16 protein-coding genes are annotated in these 21,272 nt (G+C 69.2%); 11 read left to right on the top strand and 5 right to left on the bottom strand.

Annotation, left to right across the window (positions count from 1 at the left end; translation table 11 throughout):
• The first annotated feature begins 59 nt into the window (after window positions 1-59).
• From ACX9TP_RS33870 to ACX9TP_RS33850, 5 genes are all read left to right on the top strand, one after another.
• Complete coding sequence (locus ACX9TP_RS33870; RefSeq protein WP_482974780.1) at window positions 60-905, top strand: tetratricopeptide repeat protein; 846 nt, start codon at window positions 60-62, stop codon at window positions 903-905.
• On the top strand, window positions 902-1,036 hold the full coding sequence (locus ACX9TP_RS33865) for a hypothetical protein (protein WP_275899187.1): 135 nt from the start codon (window positions 902-904) through the stop codon (window positions 1,034-1,036). Before ACX9TP_RS33870 ends, ACX9TP_RS33865 begins: the two co-directional genes overlap by 4 nt.
• A gap of 72 nt (window positions 1,037-1,108) precedes the next feature.
• Window positions 1,109-2,053, top strand: a complete 945-nt coding sequence (locus ACX9TP_RS33860; protein ID WP_482982264.1) for a 5'-nucleotidase — start codon at window positions 1,109-1,111, stop codon at window positions 2,051-2,053.
• A 111-nt stretch (window positions 2,054-2,164) separates the two neighbouring features.
• Window positions 2,165-2,464, top strand: coding sequence for a 50S ribosomal protein L31 (rpmE, locus tag ACX9TP_RS33855; RefSeq protein ID WP_163998739.1), 300 nt, complete (start codon window positions 2,165-2,167; stop codon window positions 2,462-2,464).
• A 216-nt stretch (window positions 2,465-2,680) separates the two neighbouring features.
• The gene (locus ACX9TP_RS33850; protein ID WP_482974779.1) at window positions 2,681-3,562 is read left to right on the top strand and encodes a DNA-methyltransferase; all 882 of its coding nucleotides are present in this window, start codon (window positions 2,681-2,683) and stop codon (window positions 3,560-3,562) included.
• A 40-nt stretch (window positions 3,563-3,602) separates the two neighbouring features.
• Here the strand turns inward: ACX9TP_RS33850 and ACX9TP_RS33845 are convergent, their stop codons facing one another.
• Window positions 3,603-5,357: a M1 family metallopeptidase gene (locus ACX9TP_RS33845; RefSeq protein WP_482974778.1), complete on the bottom strand. Its 1,755-nt coding sequence runs from the start codon at window positions 5,355-5,357 to the stop codon at window positions 3,603-3,605.
• A gap of 137 nt (window positions 5,358-5,494) precedes the next feature.
• On the opposite strand from ACX9TP_RS33845, the gene ACX9TP_RS33840 reads away from it, so the two are divergent.
• Together ACX9TP_RS33840 and ACX9TP_RS33835 are read left to right on the top strand one after the other, a co-directional pair.
• Window positions 5,495-7,873, top strand: coding sequence for a 3-hydroxyacyl-CoA dehydrogenase/enoyl-CoA hydratase family protein (locus tag ACX9TP_RS33840; RefSeq protein WP_482974777.1), 2,379 nt, complete (start codon window positions 5,495-5,497; stop codon window positions 7,871-7,873).
• 79 nt (window positions 7,874-7,952) lie between these two features.
• Window positions 7,953-9,125 (top strand): thiolase family protein, encoded by a 1,173-nt coding sequence (locus ACX9TP_RS33835; RefSeq protein WP_482974776.1) that lies wholly within the window; start codon window positions 7,953-7,955, stop codon window positions 9,123-9,125.
• Between the two features lie 129 nt (window positions 9,126-9,254).
• Here the strand turns inward: ACX9TP_RS33835 and ACX9TP_RS33830 are convergent, their stop codons facing one another.
• From ACX9TP_RS33830 to ACX9TP_RS33820, 3 genes are all read right to left on the bottom strand, one after another.
• The gene (locus ACX9TP_RS33830; protein WP_482974775.1) at window positions 9,255-11,102 is read right to left on the bottom strand and encodes a MutS-related protein; all 1,848 of its coding nucleotides are present in this window, start codon (window positions 11,100-11,102) and stop codon (window positions 9,255-9,257) included.
• Between the two features lie 85 nt (window positions 11,103-11,187).
• The gene (locus tag ACX9TP_RS33825) at window positions 11,188-12,669 is read right to left on the bottom strand and encodes a hypothetical protein (protein ID WP_482974774.1); all 1,482 of its coding nucleotides are present in this window, start codon (window positions 12,667-12,669) and stop codon (window positions 11,188-11,190) included.
• A gap of 191 nt (window positions 12,670-12,860) precedes the next feature.
• Window positions 12,861-13,826: a transglycosylase domain-containing protein gene (locus tag ACX9TP_RS33820; RefSeq protein ID WP_482974773.1), complete on the bottom strand. Its 966-nt coding sequence runs from the start codon at window positions 13,824-13,826 to the stop codon at window positions 12,861-12,863.
• On the opposite strand from ACX9TP_RS33820, the gene ACX9TP_RS33815 reads away from it, so the two are divergent.
• The 3 genes from ACX9TP_RS33815 (at window position 13,825) to ACX9TP_RS33805 (ending at window position 18,378) form a co-directional block, all read left to right on the top strand.
• The gene (locus ACX9TP_RS33815) at window positions 13,825-14,895 is read left to right on the top strand and encodes an N-acetylmuramoyl-L-alanine amidase family protein (protein ID WP_482974772.1); all 1,071 of its coding nucleotides are present in this window, start codon (window positions 13,825-13,827) and stop codon (window positions 14,893-14,895) included. The genes ACX9TP_RS33820 and ACX9TP_RS33815 overlap by 2 nt on opposite strands.
• Before the next feature lie 651 nt (window positions 14,896-15,546).
• Window positions 15,547-17,586, top strand: coding sequence for a M4 family metallopeptidase (locus tag ACX9TP_RS33810; RefSeq protein WP_482974771.1), 2,040 nt, complete (start codon window positions 15,547-15,549; stop codon window positions 17,584-17,586).
• A 219-nt stretch (window positions 17,587-17,805) separates the two neighbouring features.
• Window positions 17,806-18,378, top strand: coding sequence for a helix-turn-helix domain-containing protein (locus ACX9TP_RS33805; RefSeq protein ID WP_482974770.1), 573 nt, complete (start codon window positions 17,806-17,808; stop codon window positions 18,376-18,378).
• Here the strand turns inward: ACX9TP_RS33805 and ACX9TP_RS33800 are convergent.
• Entirely contained in the window at window positions 18,329-19,222 is an 894-nt protein-coding gene (locus ACX9TP_RS33800) for an MBL fold metallo-hydrolase (RefSeq protein ID WP_482974769.1), read from the bottom strand. The genes ACX9TP_RS33805 and ACX9TP_RS33800 overlap by 50 nt on opposite strands.
• 180 nt (window positions 19,223-19,402) lie before the next feature.
• Here ACX9TP_RS33800 and ACX9TP_RS33795 point away from each other — a divergent pair, with 180 nt between their 5' ends.
• On the top strand, window positions 19,403-21,259 hold the full coding sequence (locus ACX9TP_RS33795; protein ID WP_482974768.1) for a hypothetical protein: 1,857 nt from the start codon (window positions 19,403-19,405) through the stop codon (window positions 21,257-21,259).
• Window positions 21,260-21,272 lie beyond the last annotated feature (13 nt).

Below are 21,272 nucleotides of genomic sequence, written 5' to 3'. Positions count from 1 at the left end.
CCCGGGCGGGTGCGAGAAGTCCGGACGGGCGGGGGATTTGGCCGTAAGATGCCCGACCCATGCGAAGGCTCGTCCTGCTCGCCCTGCTGGCACTCCCCGGATGTTTCTACCCCGCTGACCGTGGCCGCGCCCTCGAGGCGAAGGTGGACCGGCTCGGCGCCGAGTCCGCCCAGATGCAGGCGGAACTGAAGGAGGCGCGCGAGCAGCTCGCCGCCACGCTGCCCAAAATCGACGAGAAGGTCGCCGAGGTGACCAAGGCCCTCGAGGGGCTGGACACCGCCTCGCGCCGCAAGGACGCGGACATCGGCATCCAGTTCCAGAAGACGGTGGAGGACCTCGCCCAGCTGCGCGGCCAGGTGGAGACGTACCTCCACAAAATCACCGAGCTGGAGACCGCCCTGGGCGAGCAGGACAAGAAGCTGCTTGCCCTCCAGGGCACCGCGGCGGTGAAGGAGGCCGAGGCGAAGAAGAAGGCCGAGGAGCTCCAGCGCCCCACGGACAAGAAGGAATTCCTCGCGCTCGCCCAGGAGAAGGCGAAGGCCGGCGACGTGCTCGTGGCGCGCCAGCTCTACACCGAGTTCCTGAAGAAGTGGACCAAGGACCCGCTGGTGGCCGACGCGCACTACGGCCTCGGCGAGACGTACTTCTCCGAGCAGCGCTGCCGCGAGGCCCTCTTCGAGTACGGCAAGGTGGTGCAGGACTACCCGAAGTCGTCGGCCGCGCCGGACGCGTACCTGCGCTCCTCGGACTGCTTCTCCAAGCTGAAGATGAAGGACGAGTCGCGGCTGGCCCTGGAGGAGCTGGTGAAGGGCTACCCGAAGTCCGCCGCGGCCAAGACGGCGAAGGAGCGCCTCGCCGAGCTGGACAAGGCGGCGAAGACGCCCGCGAAGAAGGGGAAGAAATGAACCTGCGCCCTCCGCGGCTCGCCGCGCTCGCGCTGCTGCTCCTGCTGCCCCTGGTGGCGGGCGCGGCGCCGAAGCAGCTCACGCTGCTCTTCACCGGAGACAACGGGGGCGAAATCGCCCCCTGTGGTTGAAGGCACAACCCGTCTGGCGGTCTGGCCAGACGAAAAGTGACGATTGAGAAGGAGCGCGCGAAGGGCGTGCCGGTGCTCGTGCTGGACGCGGGCAATGCGCTCTTCAAGAGCCGCGACAGCGGCGAGGCGCCGGATGCGAAGGCGCGCGCGGAGCTCCTCCTGTCGCAGATGGACGCGCAGGGCACCGCGGCCATGGCCGTGGGCACCCGGGACCTCGTGCTCGGCGTGGACTTCCTCAAGAAGGGGACGAAGAAGGCGAAGCTGAAGCTGCTGTCCGCCAACCTCGTGGACGCCCAGGGCAAGCCGTACTTCCCCGCCTCCATGGTGGCGGACGTGGGCGGGGTGAAGGTCGGCGTGGTGGGGGTGTCTCCCGCCACCACCGGGCCGGCGCCGGCGGGGCCCACCGTGCAGGGCAAGCCCACGCCCATGCTCAAGGGCCTGCCGGTGGAGCCCGCGGTGGCCGCCGAGGTGAAGCGCCTGCGCGCCCAGGACAAGGTGGACGTCGTCGTCGTGCTGGCGGCGGTCCCCTACGACGACGCCCTGCGCGTGGCCGAGCGGGTGGAGGGCGTGGACTTCGTGGTGCAGTCCCACGAGGGGCGCGGCCAGGGCATGGCCCAGCGCGGGGCCCTGGCCACCGTGATTCCGCCCGGAGACCGGGGCCGGCAGATGGCGAAGCTGGAGCTCGTCCTGGACGGGGACGGGCCCGGCCGCTTCGTGGACATCACCGAGCAGGAGCGGATGCGCCAGAGCCTGGGCATCGTCGAGAGCAACCTCGCCAAGGCCCGGGAGCGGCTCGCGGCGGCGAAGGACGCCACCGCCAGGCAGCCGCTCGAGCAGGCGGTCTCCGGCCTGGAGGCCCGCCGGACGGCCTTGAAGAAAGGTGTCGACGGGGGCGCAACGCGCTCCGCCCGGACGCATCTACTGTCGTACATCCAGCTCGGGAGCGACGTGCCGGGGGATCCGGCCGTCCAGAAGCTGGTGGAGCGCGTCGAGCCCCCTGGGTCGGCGGCCCACTGACCCGAGCCGGCTTGTGAACCGGCCGGCGCGCCGTTATAAGCGCCGGCCACCCTCAGTGCCGAACCTCCTACCCGTTGGCGGGTGGGGGAAAGGCACACTGGAGAGCGCGTCATGAAGCCCGAGATTCATCCGGTTTATCCCGCTGCCCGAGTGACCTGTGCCTGCGGCAACTCGGTGGAGACGAAGTCCACCCGTGGGTCGTTCTCGGTGGAAATCTGCTCGAACTGCCACCCCTTCTTCACGGGCAAGTACAAGCTCGTGGACACGGCCGGCCGTATCGACCGCTTCCGCAAGAAGTACGCGAACAACCCGGTCAAGGTCGAGGGTGCCGCGGCCGCCGAGGGCGCCGAGGCTGCCCCCGCCGCCGAGAAGCCCGCCGCCGCCAAGAAGGGCAAGAAGGCCGAGGCCTGATTCACGGCCGCACGGCCTTCCTCACAGCCTGAGTCGTAACCCGTCGAGCAGGGTGTCGGAGCGCCTCCACGAGAGGCCCTCCCGCCCTGCTCGCGGTGCTTCTACGGCCTGAAGCACGCGTCAAGTTTCAGGGTGCTACAGACCAGAAATTAGACGTAGCAGTGAAGTCACCGCACATTCCGCCGCGTCCACGACGAAGAGTCCGACGGAGGCGAGATGTCCGCGCACGCTGCAGCCCCTTCCCTGAAGGTTGTCCGCCGCTCCCTGAGCGAGAGCGTCTACGCGAAAGGGGAGGACTACACGCTGCTGCAGGGTGACAGCCTGGAGCTGATGGAGCAGTTCGAGCCCCAGACCTTCGACATGATTTTCGCGGACCCGCCGTACTTCCTCTCCAACGGCGGCACCACCTGCAAGGGTGGCAAGCGCGTGTCCGTGGCCAAGGGCAAGTGGGACGAGTCGCGCGGCGTGGAGGAGGACCACAAGTTCACCACCGCGTGGCTGGCGGCCTGCCAGCGCCTGCTCAAGCCCACCGGCACGCTCTGGGTGAGCGGCACCCAGCACGTCATCTTCAACGTTGGCTTCGCCATGCAGAAGCTCGGCTACAAGCTCCTCAACACCGTCACCTGGTTCAAGCCCAACGCCAGCCCCAACCTGGCGTGCCGCTACTTCACGCACTCCACGGAGCTGCTCATCTGGGCCTCCCCGAAGTCGGGCGGCAAGCTGCAGCACACGTTCAACTACTCGCGCATGAAGGCGGAGAACGGCGGCAAGCAGATGCGCGACGCGTGGGTGCTGCCGCCCTCCGGCGACGCGGAGCTGACCGCGGACGGCGAGGGCCGGCTGTGGACGCTCACCGTCCCCCGCGGCGGCGAGGAGAAGGCCCACGGCAGCCACCCCACCCAGAAGCCGGTGGCGCTGCTGGAGCGCATCCTCGAGGCGAGCTGCCCGCCGGACGCGCTGGTGCTGGACCCCTTCAACGGCAGCGGCACCTCTGGCGTGGCGGCCCTCAAGCTGGGCCACCGCTACGTGGGCATCGACATGGACGAGCAGTACCTCGCCCTGTCCCAGAAGCGCCTGCAGGCCGTGTCGTCGAAGTAGCCACCGCCGAAGGACGGTGGCGTTTCCGGTCCCCGCGCCTTCAGGTGCGGGACAGGATGAGCTCGATGCCCTGTCTCGCAATCGGGTGGTAGCGCTCCCCGTGCTTCTTGAAGAGCGAGCGCGCCAGCCCGCGGTGCTCGCGCGACGAGGCGAGCACGCCATACAGCGGCTTGAGGTACTTCATGCGGCCCACCTCGCCGAGGAAGGCCTCCGCGCGCGCGACGGCCGGCTCCCAGCCCGCGCGCAGCGCCGCCACCAGCCAGGACACCAGCACCTCCGAGTTGCGGCTCTTCGTGAGGCTGAAGCGCTCGTCGAGCTGGCGGAAGGCGTCTCGCGGCGTGTCCGACGGCAGCCACTCCAGGTAGAGCTGCCACTCGGTGGGCGTCCAGTCCCTCACCGTGTCCGCGGAGGGCACCGTGCCGCGCGTGCGCACCAGCGCCTCCAGCCTCCCTGAGCGCGGGGAGGGCGCTCCCGGCGGCACGCCCGGCTTGTGGAGGTACGCGTCCGCGTCCACCTTCGCCAGCACCCCGGGCAACTCCCGGTCCGCGAAGGCGACGAACTCCTCGGTGGTGAGCGCGCGGAAGCGGTACGTGGCGAGGTAGCGCCGGAGGAACTCGTCGAACGCCGGCCGCCCCGCCGCGTCCTCCATGGCGCGCAAGAGCAGGTAGCCCTTCTCGTACGGAATCTGGGAGAAGGCCTCGTCCGGGTCCACGCCCGCCAGGTGCGTGCGCAGCGCGGTGAGGTTGGGGTGCGCGCGGAAGTGGTGCAGCGCCTCCTCCAGCGCGCGCCGGCCCAGCGCCGCGTGCAGCGTCGCCACTTCCGGCCCCGCCAGCGCCTCCAGGATTCGGCGCTCGGCGAAGACGGTGAAGCCCTCGTTGAGCCAGAAGTGCTCCGCGGACGCGTTCGTCACGAGGTTGCCCGTCCACGAGTGCGCCAGCTCGTGCGCCACCACGTTGACGAGGCTCTTGTCGCCCGCGATGAGCGTGGGCGTCAGGAAGGTGAGGCGCGGGTTCTCCATGCCGCCGTACGGGAAGGACGGGGGCATGGTGAGCAGGTCGAAGCGCTCCCAGTCATACGGCCCGAAGAGGGACTCGGCGGCGCGGAGCATGTCGTCCACGCCGGCGAACTCCTCGGCCGCCTCCTCCAGCAGCTCCGGCTCCGCCCACACGCGCGAGCGCGGGCCCAGTTCCTTCGGCGCCAGGCTGCCCACCGCGAAGGCCAGCAGGTACGGAGGCACCGGCTGCGGCATCTCGTAGTGCTCCTCGGCCTCCACGCCGTGCTCCTCGCGGCGCACGAAGCTGGCCGCCATGACGGCCTTGAGCGCCTTGGGCACCCGCAGCGACGCGCGGTAGCGGATGCGGATGCGCGGCGTGTCCTGCAGCGGCACCACGCTGCGCGCGTGGATGGCCTGGCACTGGCTGTACAGGAAGGGGTGCTGGCCCCCGGCCGTCTGCGGGGGCGTCAGCCACTGGAGCGCGCTGGCGCCCGGCGCCGTCCGGTAGCGCACGGTGAGCTGCTTCAGCCCCGGCGGCAGCTCCACCCGCAGCCGGCTGCCCAGAATCGGCTCGGGCGGGGACAGCATGTAGGGCAAGGGGCGACCGCTCGGGTCCACCACCCCGCGAATCTCAAGGTCTCGGGTATCGAGATCCAGGGGACCGGCGGAAGCCTCCTTCAGCGTCAGCGTGGCCTCCGCGTGCAGGCGGTGCGTCCGGAAATCGACGCGTGCCTTCCAGTCCAGGGTTTCCGTCTCAGGCTGCGTGCTGTCGTTGTAGGAGTGTGGGTCGAGGCGCGCCATGGAGGTCCGGTTTGTAGTCGGTGTCACGACCCCATGGCGAGCCATCCGGTCATCTGAATCGGTTGACTTTCGAGTCAATCGCCTACATTTGTGCAGTCCTCTCCTTCCCATCCATCCCACATAGGGAGCCTTTCAAGATGACGACGCGGATCCGCAAAGTGGCTGTGCTGGGCGCCGGAGTCATGGGCAGCGGCATCGCCGCGCACCTGGCGAACTCGGGCGTTCGCGCGCTCCTCCTGGACATCGTCCCCCCCAAGGCGAACCCGGGCGAGGACACCTCGTCCAAGGCCTTCCGCAACAAGTTCGCGGCGGGCGCGCTGGCCAACATGCGCAAGCAGAAGCCCAGCCCCATCGTCTCCGAGCAGGTCTTCTCCAACATCGAGGTGGGCAACTTCGATGACGACCTGGCCCGCATCGCCGAGTGCGACTGGGTGGTGGAGGTGGTGAAGGAGGACCTCGCCGTCAAGCAGTCCCTCTTCGAGCGCGTGGAGAAGCACGCGCGCAAGGGCACCATCATCTCCTCCAACACCTCCGGCATGTCCATTGTCGGGATGACCGAGGGCCGCGGCGCGGACTTCAAGAAGAACTTCCTCGTCACGCACTTCTTCAACCCCGTGCGCTACATGAAGCTCCTGGAGCTCGTGGCCGGCAAGGACACGGACCCGGAGGTGCTCAAGACGCTGCACCGCTTCGGTGAAGAGGTGCTCGGCAAGGGCATCGTCTACGGCAAGGACACCACCAACTTCATCGCCAACCGCATCGGCACGTACGGGATGATGAAGACCATCGCCGGCATGGGCCCCGCGGAGATGACGATTGAAGAGGTGGACAAGCTCTTCGGTCCGCCCATGGGCCGTCCCAAGTCCGCCGTCTTCCGCACCACGGACATCGTCGGCCTGGACACCTTCGTCCACGTGGCGAAGAACTGCTACGACACCCTCACCCAGGACGAGGAGCGCGAGGCGTTCCGCATGCCCGACTTCATCCTCGACATGGTGAAGAAGGGCATCCTGGGCGACAAGAGCGGCGGCGGCTTCTACAAGAAGGTCGGCAAGGACATCCAGGTCCTCGACCTCAAGACCATGGAGTACCGCGCGCAGAACAAGGTGCGCTTCGAGTCGCTGGGCGCCGCCAAGGACGTGGAGGACGTGCGCGAGCGCGTCGCCGTGGTGATGAACGGCCAGGACAAGGCCGCGAAGTTCGCCGAGCGCATCACCCTGGACGTCATGGCCTACACCAGCCGGCGCATCCCGGAGATTGCCGACGACGTCGTCAACATCGACCGCGCCATGCGCTGGGGCTACGCGTGGGATTTGGGGCCCTTCGAGGCGTGGGACGCCTACGGCGTGAAGAAGGGCGTGGAGCGGATGAAGGAGCTGGGCCTCAAGCCCGCGAAGTGGGTGGAGGACATGCTGGCCGCGGGCCGCACGTCCTTCTACGGCGTGGAGGGCGGCAAGGACACCTACTGGGACATCCCCACGAAGTCCGTGAAGGTGGTGTCGGAGAACGCGCGCACGCAGCGCGTGGAGTACCTCAAGCGCGGCAACAAGAAGGTCGCCGGCAATGACTCCGCCACCCTGTGGGACATGGGCGACGGCGCCACGCTGCTGGAGTTCCACAGCAAGATGAACTCCATCGATGACCAGATCATCGAGATGATGAACACGGCGCTGGACGAGACGGAGAAGAACTTCAAGGGCCTGGTCATCGGCAACGACGGGGCGAACTTCTCCGCGGGCGCCAACATCGTCGCGCTGCTGTGGGCGGCGAAGAGCGGCGAGTTCGACTCCATCCGGAAGATGGTGACGGACTTCCAGCGCGCCAACCAGCGCATGCGCTACAGCCCGGTGCCGGTGGTGACGGCGCCCTTCAACCTCACCCTGGGCGGCGGCTCCGAGGTGACGATGGGCGGCAACGCCATCCAGGCCAGCGCCGAGCTGTACATGGGCCTGGTGGAAGTGGGCGTGGGCCTCATCCCCGGCGGCGGCGGCAACATGCAGCTGCTGCGCAACGTGTTCGGCCCGTACGGGGCGGAGAAGGACTTCGACGCGCTGCCCTTCCTGAAGAAGGTGTTCCTGGCCATCGGCATGGCCAAGGTCGCCACCAGCGCCGAGGAGGCCCGGGAGATTGGCTTCCTGTCGCAGCAGGACGGGATTACGTCCAACCGCGACTTCCTCCTGTCGGATGCGAAGGCGCGCGTGCTGGGCCTGGCGAATGCGGGCTTCAAGGCGCCGCGGCCCACCCGCTTCCGCCTGCCGGGCGCCAGCGGCGCGGCCACCATCGACATGATGCTCTACGACATGGAGCTCAACGGCCAGGTGAGCGCCCATGACCGCAAGATTGCCCAGAAGCTGGCGCGCGTGCTGACGGGCGGCGACACCAGCCCGTCCGTCCTCGTCACCGAGGAGCGGCTGCTGGAGCTGGAGGCGGAGGCCTTCCTGAGCCTGTGCGGCGAGGAGAAGACCCAGGACCGCCTGCAGCACATGATTGAGAAGGGCAAGCCGCTGCGGAACTGACGGCCGGCCGGTATCCATTGACCACTGAATCCAATTTTGCTGACTGCCCGGGTGCCCCCCGGGCAAGGAGACACTCAAGATGCCTGGTCGAGTCGTGATTGCCAGCGCGGTGCGCACGCCCTTCACCCGCGCGCACAAGGGAGAGTTCAAGGACACGCGGCCGGACACCCTGGCCGCCATCGCCATCAAGGAGGCCGTTGCCCAGGTCCCCGGCCTGAAGCCGGCGGACGTGGAGGACGTCATCCTGGGCTGTGCCATGCCGGAGGCGGAGCAGGGGATGAACGTGGCGCGCATCGCCACCCTGCTCGCCGGCCTGCCGGACACGGTGCCGGCGATGACCATCAACCGCTTCTGCTCGTCGGGCTCGCAGTCCATCGCCCAGGTGGCGCAGGCGATTCTCGCGGGGAGCATTGAAATCGGCATCGGCGGCGGCACCGAGTCGATGACGATGGTGCCGATGGGTGGCAACAAGACGAGCGCCAACCCGGACGTCATGGCGAAGCTGCCGGAGGTCTACACCTCCATGGGCGCCACCGCGGAGAACATCGCCACGCGCTACAGCGTCACGCGCGAGGACGCGGACAAGTTCGCCTACGAGAGCCAGCGCCGTGCCGCCACCGCGCGCGAGCAGGGCAAGTTCAAGGACGAAATCGTCCCCGTGACGACGACGTACTTCGACGAGGACGGCACGGCGAAGACGGTGACGGTGTCGGTGGACACCATCCTCCGTCCGGACACCACGCTGGAGGGCCTGGCGAAGCTGCGTCCGGCCTTCAACGCCAAGGGCGTGGTGACGGCGGGCAACGCGTCGCCGCTGACGGACGGCGCGGCGGCGGCGGTGGTGATGAGCGAGGCGAAGGCGAAGGAGCTCGGCGTGAAGCCGCTGGGCTACTACGTGGACTCCGTGGTCGCGGGCGTGCCCCCGGAAATCATGGGCGTGGGCCCGGTGCCGGCGGTGCGCAAGCTGCTGGCGCGCAACAAGCTCGAGGTGAAGGACATCGACGTCTTCGAGCTGAACGAGGCCTTCGCGGCGCAGGCGCTGCACTGCATCCGCGAGCTGGGCATCCCCCTGGACAAGGTGAACCCGAACGGCGGCGCCACCGCCCTGGGCCACCCGCTGGGCGTGTCCGGCGCGCGCATGGTGGCCACGATTCTGCGCGAGCTGAAGCGCCGCGGCGGCCGCTACGGCGTCGTCAGCATGTGCATCGGCGGCGGCATGGGCTTCGCCATGCTCGTCGAGTCGGCGAAGTAGTCGAAAGCCGCACCGTGAAGTGACAGCGGGCCTCGGGGGCAACCCCGGGGCCCGTGTCGTTTCCAGCCGTGGATGCCGTGAAGTCGCAGCGGGCCTCGGAAGCGGACTCCGGGGCCCGCCGCTCAGGGCCTACCGCGCCGGAGCCTCGGGGTCGTCCACTGGTACGCCGGCCAGGCGCAGCACCCGCAGCGCGTTGGTCGTGTCCACCACGCCCTGGCGCAGCTTGTAGTCGAACACCATCTTCCCGTCCTCGAGGTGGTCCCTGAAGTGGACGTTGACCACGTGCGCACCGGGGTCGTCCGCGAGCACGGCCAGGGACAGGTCATGCGTCGTCACCGCGCCGCACGCGCCCGTGCCCAGCAGCAGGCGCAGCACCTCGCGCGAGGCAATCTGCCGCTCGCGCGTATTGGTGCCGAGCAGGATTTCGTCGAGCAGGAACAGCGCCTGCCCCCGGGCCGCCTGGGCCGCCTGGGCCGCGTCCAGCACCGCCTTGATGCGCTGCACCTCGGCGTAGAAGTACGACACGCCGCGCTCCAGCGAGTCCTTCACCCGCATGCTGGTGAGCACCTGGAGCGGTGACAGGCGGAAGGTCTTCGCGCACACCGGCGCGCCCGCGAGCGCGAGCACCACGTTGGCGCCCATCGCCCGCATCAGCGTCGTCTTGCCGCTCATGTTGGAGCCGGTGATGAGCAGCGCGTGCCGGGGCCCCGGCAGGGACACGTCGTTGGGCACCGGCGCGTCCAGCAGGGGATGCCCCAGCACCGTCGCCTCGACGAGCGGGCCCTGCGCTTCCAGCACCGGCCAGGTGAACTCCGGCCTGTCGTGCGCGAGCCCCGCCACGCACGACAGCGCCTCCAGCTCCGCGAACGCCTCGAACCAGTGCCGCACCTGCGCCCCGTGCGCGGCGCGCCAGCGCTCCAGGGCGAACAGCGCATGGATGTCCCACAGCGTGAGCCAGTGCACCAGCGGGTGGAACTGGTGCCGCTTGAACTCGATGAAGGAGAACAGCCGGCTGAAGCGCGCGAAGTGCGCGGACACGGGCTTCTCGCCCGGCCGCTGCAGGCCGGACTGGAGCTGGCGCAGCTTCGGGTGCTCGAAGCGCTGGCCCTCCACGCGCTCGAAGAGAGGGGCGTAGCGCACGAAGCCGCGCTCTCCCGCCTCCACGCTCTGGTCCATGGCCTGCAACGTGCGGCGGGTGATGAACGCCACCGCGAGCTGTGCGGCCAGTCCCAGCCACACCGTGGCCTCCGGCAGCACGCCGAACTTGCCCAGGACGTAGAGCGCCAGCGTCACCAGCGGCAGCACCACCGCCACCGGCCGTGCCCAGCGGATGGCGTCCAGCGACGGCCCCGCTTCGGCCCAGCGGATGAACAGGTTCGGCTCCGCCTTCTCGCGCGCCGCCACCCGCGAGTCCACGCAGAGGTCCTGCCGGAAGTCCACGCGCGGGGCCAGCTCCCGCGCCGCGCCCTGCCGTGCCTCCACCTCGGCCGCCGAGGCGGGGCCGGACAGCCACGCCGCCAGCCGCTCCTCGCCCGCGCGCGTCGCCGTCTCGTTCATGAGCTGGAAGAGGCTGCCCTGGCCGAACACGTCCAGGTCCGGCGTGTAGAGGTGGCTGGCGGAGAGGAAGCGCTCACCGCGCTCGGTGAACTCGTGCCAGCCCCGGCCGAGCCGCGCCAGGCCGCGCTCGTTGAGCAGCACGTACAGCTTCGCCCGCGCCTCGCGGCGGAACACCTGGTGGTGCAGGACGGCAAGTACGCCGTAGACGACGACGGCGCCCGCCGCGCCCCACCACCAGGCCTTGGCCAGCCGTCCCGCGAGGACGAAGCCGGCGAGACCGACGGCGGCCAGGAAGGCGAGGGTGCGCAGGTTGGCGTAGCGCGCGCTCACGCGGTCCAGCGCGGTCAGGTCCGCCTGCGCGGCGGCGCGGCGCTCGGTGTACGTGCGGTGCGGGGAGGGGCTCTCGGGGGTGGCGGACACGGCCGCGCATGCTGTGCGCCCACAGGGCGCAGGGCAAGCGGCGGATGCAGCCCCATGACGCGGAGCGGACGAAGCCGGCCTGCGCCTACGGCGCCGCGGGCTCCGCCACGCGCTTGTAGATGGACATGCGCCCCAGCCTTCCCCAGGTGCCATTGGGAGCGACGAACTCGCGCTCGACCCGGTACGTCGCGTCGAACCACGCGACGGCGTCGCCGGGCAGCAGGGGCCCCTCGCCCCCGAAGAGGGTGTTCTCCTCCCGCTCGTAGGAGCGCAGCACCAGGTAGTCCGGGCGCAGGGCCTTGAGCGACTCGTAGAACCAGCGGTTGTCCGGGAAGCGCCTGCGGAAGTCCGTGAGCCGGGGCGACACCAGCCCCACGGAGTCCCAGACGTAGCGCTCCGAGTAGTAGCCGATGAACCCGATGGCCTCCGTGTACACGGTGGCGGACGCGGGCGTGTTGGCCTTGAGCCACGCGCCGGCCGCCATGCGCACGGCCTGCTCGTTCTCCATGAACTGGCGCATCCGTCGCGTGCTCTTCACCATCACCATCCATTGGTGCCCCAGCAGCAGCAGGGGGAGCGCCGCCGCCACGCCCATCCGGAGCACCCGGGGCCCTGGAAGGCGCCCCAGCGCGTCCGCCAGGGTGCCAGCGCCGAGCCCCGCGACGAGGAACAGCGACAGCTCCAGGGGGACGAGGTACCAGTTGAAGATGCGCGGCACCAGGAAGAGGAGGTAGGCGAAGTAGAGCACCCCGAAGGCGGTGAGGGGCAGGGCCCGCCGGTACCGGCGCACCGTCTGGACGGCGCCCACCGCCCAGAAGCCCCCCAGCAGCCACCACGGGCCGGAGCGGTCCATCATGGTCAGCGCGTTGTAGATGGTCATGAGCTGGCCATGGAGCCCGCCCGGGCCCTGCTTCCAGCCCGGCACGTACGCCACGGCCTTGGCCGTCACCGACTGCGGAATGGGCGAGCCGAAGTAGACGGTGGCGAAGAGGAGCCACGGAGCGAGGACCGCGCAGAAGACGCCCAGCTCCTGGAAGGGGAAGCGCCGCTGCTCCCACCACGCGAGCGCCGCGAGGAGGACGACCCAGAGCAGGGTGTCCACGCGGCACATCACCAGGGCGGCGAGCGCCACGGCGGACGCGGTGCGCCGCCCGCCCAGGTAGAGGCAGAGCGACGCGAGCATCAGCGCGACGACGAGGGGTGTCTCCATGCCCGAGACGCCCACGACCATGGCCTGGGCGTCGACCGCCATCAACGCGCAGGCCACCAGCGGCGTGAGCCGGGGGAAGCGGAGCTGCCAGCACAGCACCCAGATGAGCCACGCGCTCACGCCGCTGCACAGGATGCCGAGGCCGACGGAGAGCCCCTGGAGGCTGCCGGACCCGACGACGAAGCCCGGCAGCGCGAGCAGCAGCGCGTACAGCGGCGTCGTCGTGCCCAGGACCTGCTCCCCGACGTTGTAGACGAAGCCCCGGCCGGCGATGACGTTGTCCACGTAGCGCAGGGTGATGAGCGCGTCCTCGTAGTACGTCCCCGTCCGCTGGGAGAACCAGAGGCGCAGCGCCATCGTTCCGAACACGAGGACGACGGGCCAGACGTGCGAGGCAACCCGCGACCGCCGCGGACTCTCCGCGGGTGTCACGGCGGAGGGGGAAGGGAGCGGCCCTGCTTCATGGCGCATCGTACCGATGAACCTAGGAGGAAGCCGGGGCTCCATTCAATGCGTCCGGGTTGCGCTACGACAGGGGTGGCCCGCCCTCAACTGGAAGGCCCCCCCTGGACGCTGCCGCTCACGCCCGGCCCGCGCCGCGCCTCGCGCAGGTCGCGCGCCATGCCGCATCCGGTCTCCAGCCAGGCAGACCGCGGCAGTGGCGCCTCTTCCTCCCGGACGCGAAGGGCAGGCCTGGCTTCGGCACCTGCCTCCCCTGGCGACTGCGTGCAGGCCAGGGCTTCTTCAAGAGGCCGCTCCTGGCGAAGGCAGTCGAAGGTGGACCTGGAGCGCGCCATGGCCTGGCGCCAGTCCCCCTCCTCGATGATGCCCGAAGTGTAGAGCTGGTAGAGCACCCGGTGCTGCACCTCCTCGGCTCGCGCGAGATTGGGGCCCTGCAGCGGCTGCCGCGGCGCTGGGATGAGCGCCGCGAGGAAGCTGGCCTCGAAGACATCCAGCGCGGGCGGGGCCTTCTGGAAGTAGTGCTGGGCCGCGGCCACGATGCCCCAGATGTCGGGGCCCCACTCGATGATGTTGAGGTAGAGCTCGAGGATGCGGTGCTTGGAGAGCTTCCGCTCGAGTGCAAGGGCGATGATGGCTTCGCGCAGCTTGCGCACCAGGGACTGCTCCGGGTCCAGGAACAGGTTGCGAGCCAGTTGTTGGGTGATGGTGCTGGCGCCCGTGCCCCTGTTCCTCACGGAGCGCAGGGCATACCTGAGCTGGCCCCAGTCCAGGCCGCCGTGGCGGAAGAAGGCGAGGTCCTCTGATTTGATGATGGCGCACACAAGGAGCGGGGCGGCGGCCACCACCTCCATGGGCTGGCTGCTGTAGTGGTCCTCGGGCAAGCCCAGCGTGGCAGCCCGTACGCGCATATAGCTCGTGCGCTCCGGAAGCTGGCTCGCCAGGGGGGAGACATCCGGCACCGTCCAGACCAGCACGAGCGTGACGGTGACGAAGAGCGCCACCGCGGCACACAGTACAGTCCTCGCGAACCGCAGCAGACGCCGGGAGGGCATGGCACGGAGCATATTGAGGCGCCATTCGCCATCAATGCGTATTTGTTCTAAAAAAGAGAAAGTGAGAAAATCAAGGCTGATGGCGGGCCTGCTGGGCCTGGGCGCACTCGCCGGCACGGGCCTGTGCGCTCAAAACCACTTCCATGAGCGATATCTCAGGAGCGCGTGGCGGCCGTCCGCCGAGCCATGGAACCCCCGTGCTCCACTCGCGGGGCAGACCCTCTGCATCGACCCCGGGCATGGTGGTGAGGGCAGATACCCCAGTGACTTCTACACGGGAGGAACGAAGGGCGTGGCCTCTGGCCAGACCGAGGGCTCGGTGAACCTGCGCGTTGCCCGGGCCCTCCAGGGGGACCTCGTCGCGGCTGGCGCGAAGGTGGAGATGACCCGCACGGACGATGTGCGCTGCAGCCAGGAGCCCGACCGGGATGCCGAGCTGCAATGCCGCAGCGACTTCGCCAACGCGAAGGGCTGCGACCTCTTCATCAGCATCCACCACGACTTCATGCCCAAGGACCTCCCCGGGGTCCGGCCGGAACTTTTCAGGGCGTCCCGGACGCATATCGCCCCCGGAGACGCCCAGGCGCTGCCCATTGCGCAGAACATCGTGTCCGCGCTGTCGCGCTCCCTCGGCACGTTCAACAATGGGGTGGAGCCGTCCCCGCTCTTCGTGCTCAAGCGGGTCCGGATGCCCGCGGTGCTCGTCGAAGTCTCACCGCTCAACGACCCCGAGGAGGACCGGCGCCTGGCGCAGCCCGAGTACACCCAGAAGGCCGCCCGGGCCATTGCCCTCGGAATCCTCAACGCCCTGCGCGCCATGCAGCCCCGGGACATCGCCTTCACGGAGTTGTTCCCGCCTTCGGCCTCGGAGCAGGACACCCAGTCCTTCGCGGACGAGAGCTACGTGCGGACCGAGCTCGACAAGCGCTGGACCTTCGCTGGCGTGAGGTGCGACGAGGTCCACTATGACGTCCGGGGCGAGGTGCGGGAGCGCCGGCGGCTTCGTTTCGCGAGCCGGCTCCGAGAGCCCTACAAGTTCACCCTGATCGACTTCGTCTACTGCGAGTAGCCCCTCTGCCGGGCCCGCTCGTGGCGCGGGCCCGCCCACCTGCCACGCCCGCGCCGGGCAGGTCTCCTGCTCACGGCGGCGGGCCTTCTTGTCTGGGCGGGAGCCCTGGCCCTGCTCAGCCTGTCGAACTCCATGTCGCGACCCTGGTGGTGGGAGACCGGCTGGTGATTGCCGTGCCTGGGCAGAACGTGGAAGTGCTGAGAGGCCAGGTGCTCGTGGAAGGGCAGACGCTGAGCAGGTCATGAATCCATCAGCTACCTCGGTACACCTGGGGCCCGGTCCCCGTGTGCCGGAGGGCATGTCCTTCGTCCTCGGAGGCAATCGCAACGCGAGCAGTGGCTCCCATGTCTGGGGTTGCTGACCTCGGCTTGAGAGGGATTGCCTGCCGCCTGCGCTTGCCGCGCGGCGGCGTGAGGGAATTGGTGCGCGCCATGGACATTGACAGGCGTTTTGCGTACAAACCATCGATTCCTTGCAACGGGGGATAACGTGAAGAAGCCGCTATTGAGCAGTGTATGCGCTGTCTGGGCTGGCCTCTTGCTCTCCGCGTGCGGTGGGGTGGGGGAGGAGAAGGCAGCTGCCCCGGTCGAGAAGGACGCGAGCGACGTCCAGGCGTCACTGAGCGCCCTCCCGAAGGCAGAGGTCCTGGGGATGGAGGGAGAGATTCCCTTCTTCATCCGGGGCCAGCTGGGGCGCGTTGGCACGGGAGTGAAGGCGCAGGCGATGCGGGACGACGTCTCGCTGCGCGAGTCGCTTCGCGGCATTGCTCCCGTCTTCCGCCTGCGAGGGGAGGACCTGGTGTTGTCGCGGGTGAACCGGGACGAGCGGGGCCATCAGCACCTGCGCTTCCAGCAACTCAAGAACGGGCTGAAGGTGGTGGGCGGCGAGCTGATTGTGCACGCGGACGCCGAGGGACTCATCTACGCGGCGAACGGCTCGGCGCGGGATGGGGTGAAGGCGGCGGTGGCCCCCACGGTGTCGGAAGCGGCGGCGGTGAGCGCCGCGGTTCGCGGCTCGGACGTCAGCGGCGCGGTGGCCGAGGGCGCCGCGCAGCTGGTGTACCTCTTGGGGCAGGGCGGGCGTCAGACGGCGCTGGCCTATGAGGTGCGCGTGACGGGCCGCCGCGGCGAGCTGCCGGCGGACGACCGGGTGTACGTGGACGCGGAGCGCGGCGGCGTGCTGGCCGTGCACCCGAAAATCCATACGGTCAGTCTCCGCGTCTACAGCGCCAACAACGGCACCACCCTGCCGGGCACCCCGAAGCGCATCGACGATGTCCCCACGGGCGACGCCCACGTGGACGCGGTCTACGACGCCCTCGGATTCACATACACCTGCTACAACGCGCTGTTCGGCCGCGACTCGTACGACAACGCGGGCCACTCCCTCACCGGCACGGTGCACTACTACACCAACTACGTGAACGCGTTCTGGAACGGCACCCAGATGGTGTACGGCGACGGCGACGGCGTGAACTCCATCGAGCTGGGCAAGGACCCGGACGTCACCGTCCACGAGCTGACCCACGCCGTGACGGAGTACGAGTCGAACCTCGTCTACGCGGACGAGTCTGGCGGCCTCAACGAGTCCCTGTCCGACGTCTTCGCCGGCGTGTGCGAGAGCTGGTCGCGCGGCTGGTCCACGGACCCGGACGTCTTCAAGATTGGTGAGGACGTCTGGACGCCTTCCATCCCCGGGGACGCGCTGCGCTACATGGACAACCCGACCCTGGACGGTGTCTCGCTGGACTACTACGGGGACTACGCGTCCGGCGTGGACGTGCACTACAGCTCCGGCATCAGCAACCTGGTGTTCGCGCTGCTGTCCAAGGGCGGCACGCACCCACGCGGCAAGACGTCCAACTCCGTGACGGCCATTGGCCCGGAGAAGGCCGGTCGCATCTTCTACAAGGCCAGCGTGGACTACTTCGTGTCCACCACCACCTTCGAGCAGGCGAAGCTGCTCATGGGACAGGCGGCGCAGGCGCTGGGGTACGACGCGGCCACGGTGCAGGCGGTGTCGGACGCGTGGCTGGCCGTGGGCGTGCCTCCGCTGGCGGTGGCGCTGCCGCTCAGGAACGACGTGCCCGTGACGGGCCTGGGAGGCCCCAAGGACAGCGTGAAGCACTACTTCTTCGACGTGCCCGCCGCGGGGACCTGTGGACAGCCCATGCAGGGGACCCTCACCTTCAGCATCAGCGGTGGCACGGGTGACGTGGACCTGTACGTGAAGTCGGGCTCGCCGCCGACGCTCACCAGCTACGATTGCCGCCCGTACCTGAGTGGCAACAACGAGACCTGTGTCTTCCCCAACCCGGCGCCCGGGAGCAGGTGGTACGTCATGCTGCGTGGATACTCTGCCTACTCCGGCGTGGAGCTGAAGGTGACCTACACGCGCACGGACACCAGGAGTGGCAGCGTCGCCGTCGGGCAGGAGGTCCAATACGGCCCCTACTGCGCCGGGCCCGGGACGAAGTTCAAGGTGCTGATGACGGGCACGGGGGACCCGGACCTGTATGTCCGCTGGAACGCGCCGCCCACGTTCAACGCCTACAACTGCCGTCCGTACATCTCGGGCGCCACCGAGAGCTGCGAGCTGACGTATTCGCCCGCCACGCCGGAGGCCTACCTCATGGTGCGAGGCTACGCCGTGGGCACCTACACCCTGAGCATCACCCACACGCCTCCGTAGTCCTGGCAGTCGTCCTGGAGCGAGGCGTCACTTCCCCAGGGCGCGACGCCTCGCGGTGAGCACGACGTAGCCCATGCGGCGGCATGCGCTCCGTGATGCGTGACCGGAAGGCCCCGGCGCGCACCACGGCCAAGAAGACCGTGTCCACCAGGCGCCCCTGAACCCCTTCAGGGAAGTCGGGTAGGGGGCCGGAGGGTCATGCCATGGAGGGGGCTGGCCATGGCATGGCAGCCGAGGCCGTTGACGGTGCGGCAGCTCGAGGAGCGGCGGCTGGCAGCCGGACGAATGCTGCGGCGGGGCCGCGTGACGCAAGCGGAGGTGGCGCGCAGCGTGGGCGTGAGCGAGGCGTCTGTCAGTCGCTGGGTGCGGCGACTCCACGACGCGGGCGGCAGCATGCACGGGCTGAAGGCGCGGCCGCGCACTGGCTGCCTGTCGAAGCTGAGCCTGGAGGAAGGGCAGCAGGTCGCAGGGTTGGTACGGGCGGGAGCGCGCACATGCGGGTTTCCCACAGAGCGCTGGACGCTCAAGCGCGTCGCGCACCTCATTGAGCGCAACTTCGGGGTGCATTGGCACCCCGAGGACTTCCTCCTCGAGCGGCTCCCGGGCTACGCACCGGACTTGAACCCCGAGGAAGGCTGCAACAGCGTGGTGAAGGCCGAACTGCGTAACGCTACGCACGGCGTCGAGGGTGGCAGTGGGGCGGAGGTCGTGCCGGGTGCAGACCTGGGGACGCGACACCCCCTCACTTGGGGAGCGGGGTGCCCACCTCGTCCGCCGCGCGGAAGGCGTTGACGGGGGTGTGCAGGTAGCGCATGCCGTTGGCGTGGGGGCGGGGCAGGCGTCCGGCATCCACGTTCACCTGGACACTGGGCAGCAGCAGCCGCGGCGCCTTCAGCGTGGCGTCGCGCGTGGTGCGGAATCGCACGTACTCCTCCTTCGACGTGGAAGCCTTCAGTTGCACGTTGCCCTGCTTGGACGAACCCACGGTCGTCTCGAAGCGCAGGGGGCGGCCCTCGGGCTGGTAGTCGTGGCCCACGAAGATGCGCGTGGTGTCCGGCAGCGCATACAGCCGGTCATGCACCGAGTGGTACAGGTCGCTGGCGCTGCCCCGGGGGAAGTCGCACCGGCCGGTGCCGGAGTCCTCCATGAAGAGCGCATCCCCGGTGAAGACCGCGTCGCCGATGAGGTAGCTGACACAGGCGGGCGTGTGCCCCGGTGTGGCGATGACACCGATGCGCAGGGCCCCCGCGCTGAACGCATCTCCATCCGACAGGAGCCGGTCGAACTGGCTCCCGTCGGTGGGGACGTCCGCTGGCAAATCGAAGAGCGCATGGAAGGTGGCCTGCACTTCGCGGATGCGCGCGCCAATGGCCACCGGGGCGCCAAAGCGGCGCTTGAGGAACTGGGAGCCGGAGAGGTGGTCCGCGTGCGCGTGCGTCTCCAGCACGAAGTGGAGCTTCAGTTGCTGCTGCTCCAGGAAGGCGGCCACCGCCTCCACGGGTTCGGTAGAGGTCTGCGAGGCGGCCGGGTCGTAGCCCAGCACCGGGTCGATGACCACCGCGTCACGCGTGGCCGGCTCGTACACCGCATAGGTCAGGGTAGAGGTCTGTGGGTCGAAGAAATGTTGGATGCGCATGTGCGGATTCCCTCCTGACGGGTCCATGTCAGTAGGAGCCACGGAGCCCGGAATGGATTCGCGCCTCGGAACCCGTCAACGTGGATGGGACGGGGAGGTTCCACTCGTGGTGAAATGCCGCCCATGCGCTCCGTCTCCGCCAAAGACATCCATTCCAGAGGTCCATCCCGAGGCAAGACGGTGAGGAGTCTCATCGCGCTGGGGACGTTGCTGTCCCTGGTGGCCTGCAGTGACGGCAGCCAGCCACCGGCAGAGCCGGGCCCCCCGCTGCCTCCTCCTCCTTCGGGAGACCCCGTTGCCGAGGCCGTCGCGTATCCGGAGTCGCTGCTCTGTCCCGAGTCCCCCGGGACGGACCCGCGGTGTGGCACGCCCTACGTGGCGGCCAACGCGCTCAGCGAAGAAGCGCTGGCGGCACGTTACGCGGCGGGGCTCGCAGCCTGGCGCTACGAAGGCACCCGGGGCGCGTGTGCCAGTTGCCACAGCCCGGACGGCATCGAACTGGCGCGCGTGGGCTACACGGACGCGGACCTCCTCCGCCGCGCGCGCACGCACGTGGACGAGGACCGGGCCCGCGCCATCGTCGGGCTGGTCCACGTGCTGCGCCAGCGGCAGGGGATGACCCGCCTGCTCCATCCGGCGCGCTTCCGTCCGCTCCAGCCCGCCTACGAGCCCTTTCCCACCCGGACTCCCGGCCTGCCTGTCCACGACTCCACCGCGCAGCGCGAGCGGGACGAGGCCTTCATGGACCACCTCGTCAACGACCGGAAGCTGCTGTGGGCCACCGGGCGCATCGACTCGCTGGCCAGGGCGCGTCAGGCGCATGCCGAGCTGCTCGCCATCGACCTGCGTCACCTGCGGATGGGGCTGCCGTTCGACCACCTCGCCGAGGACGGCTTCCACGGCGACGAGCACCGCTCCGTCTTCGAGTGGTTCCCCGACCTGGCGTCGAGCCCTCGCGCCGCCGCGCGCGCCGAGTGGTACCAGCGCGTGGACGCCTACCTGGCCAACCCGACCGACGCGAACCTCTGGGGTTACTACGACGCCGCGCACGAGATGACGGAGTGCAATCCGGACCTCGGCGGCGCGCGGCTGGAGGACTACCCGCGGGCGTGCGAGTGGATGCGGCTGAAGTACCGCTCGCTCCAGGTGTTCCAGCACATGCTGCGGCACGGCACCCACCGCTACCCGGACTTCCTGGTGGACGCGAGTGTCGGAGGCGGCACGCCGCACATCTCCGACCATCTGGAGAAGGTCATCGCCCGCAACCCCATCTGGGAGACGGGCGACCATCTGCGCATCCAGCCCCTGGCTCGCCCCGCGCAGACGGCCTGCAACACCACCAATCACCCGTGCACGCTGCTGCCGCCCATCATCGACCAGACCATCCACGACACGCCGTCCCATACCGAGGCCCGCATCAAACAGAGCCAGGTCTTCCAGCAGACGTGGTTCGTGATGTCGTTCTTGAGAGACCCGGCGCTCCTGTACGAGGGTGACAGCTTCGCCACCTTCATCGGGGACTACCTGGAGTCGGTGCTGCTGCCCGACTACGACGTCCACCACGCCTTCATCGTCGCGAAGATGGCGGTGGAGAAGTCCGCGGCTCGGGGATGGATGGATGCGCCGGGCTTCCGGGCCGGAACAGGAAAGCTGGCGAGCGTGCGCACCTTCAGCTTCAAGCAACTGCGTGACAACTTCAGCCCGCCGCCCGACAACGACCGGCGGCGCCCGGTCCACAGCCGGATGTTCGCGAACTTCGCCCGCATGTTCATCTACCTCGTCGAGGAGGACCTGAAGCAGACGGGGGAAGTCTTCGACCGCACCGAGGTGCTCTACGCGGTCCGCTTCATGCGGACGTGGATTGCGACGCTGGAGGGCGCGGAGGACTCGGACATCAACGCGCGGGTGCGGTCCATCGAGGCGCTGGCCGCGTCCGCGCGGGAGCTGCGCACCGACGCCAATCGGAATGAGAATCCCGGCACGGGCCTGCAGCCCAACCACCGGTGGGCGGAGTTCGCCGCGCCCTATGGAGGGTAGGACGGGCCCGGGT

Source organism: Pyxidicoccus sp. M15 (genome assembly GCF_056858435.1).
The sequence above is the reverse complement of the archived record's forward strand: the minus strand, read 5'-3'. Positions and strand labels throughout refer to the sequence as shown.

Excerpts from the sequence above, each read along its gene's own strand:
- ACX9TP_RS33870 (WP_482974780.1), top strand. The coding sequence starts at position 60 with ATGCGAAGGCTCGTCCTGCTCGCCCTGCTGGCACTCCCCGGATGTTTC.
- ACX9TP_RS33865 (WP_275899187.1), top strand. The coding sequence starts at position 902 with ATGAACCTGCGCCCTCCGCGGCTCGCCGCGCTCGCGCTGCTGCTCCTG.
- rpmE (WP_163998739.1), top strand. The coding sequence starts at position 2,165 with ATGAAGCCCGAGATTCATCCGGTTTATCCCGCTGCCCGAGTGACCTGT.
- ACX9TP_RS33850 (WP_482974779.1), top strand. The coding sequence starts at position 2,681 with ATGTCCGCGCACGCTGCAGCCCCTTCCCTGAAGGTTGTCCGCCGCTCC.
- ACX9TP_RS33845 (WP_482974778.1), bottom strand. The coding sequence starts at position 5,357 with ATGGCGCGCCTCGACCCACACTCCTACAACGACAGCACGCAGCCTGAG.
- ACX9TP_RS33840 (WP_482974777.1), top strand. The coding sequence starts at position 5,495 with ATGACGACGCGGATCCGCAAAGTGGCTGTGCTGGGCGCCGGAGTCATG.
- ACX9TP_RS33835 (WP_482974776.1), top strand. The coding sequence starts at position 7,953 with ATGCCTGGTCGAGTCGTGATTGCCAGCGCGGTGCGCACGCCCTTCACC.
- ACX9TP_RS33825 (WP_482974774.1), bottom strand. The coding sequence starts at position 12,669 with ATGGCGCTGCGCCTCTGGTTCTCCCAGCGGACGGGGACGTACTACGAG.
- ACX9TP_RS33815 (WP_482974772.1), top strand. The coding sequence starts at position 13,825 with ATGGCACGGAGCATATTGAGGCGCCATTCGCCATCAATGCGTATTTGT.
- ACX9TP_RS33820 (WP_482974773.1), bottom strand. The coding sequence starts at position 13,826 with ATGCCCTCCCGGCGTCTGCTGCGGTTCGCGAGGACTGTACTGTGTGCC.
- ACX9TP_RS33810 (WP_482974771.1), top strand. The coding sequence starts at position 15,547 with ATGGAGGGAGAGATTCCCTTCTTCATCCGGGGCCAGCTGGGGCGCGTT.
- ACX9TP_RS33805 (WP_482974770.1), top strand. The coding sequence starts at position 17,806 with ATGGCATGGCAGCCGAGGCCGTTGACGGTGCGGCAGCTCGAGGAGCGG.
- ACX9TP_RS33800 (WP_482974769.1), bottom strand. The coding sequence starts at position 19,222 with ATGCGCATCCAACATTTCTTCGACCCACAGACCTCTACCCTGACCTAT.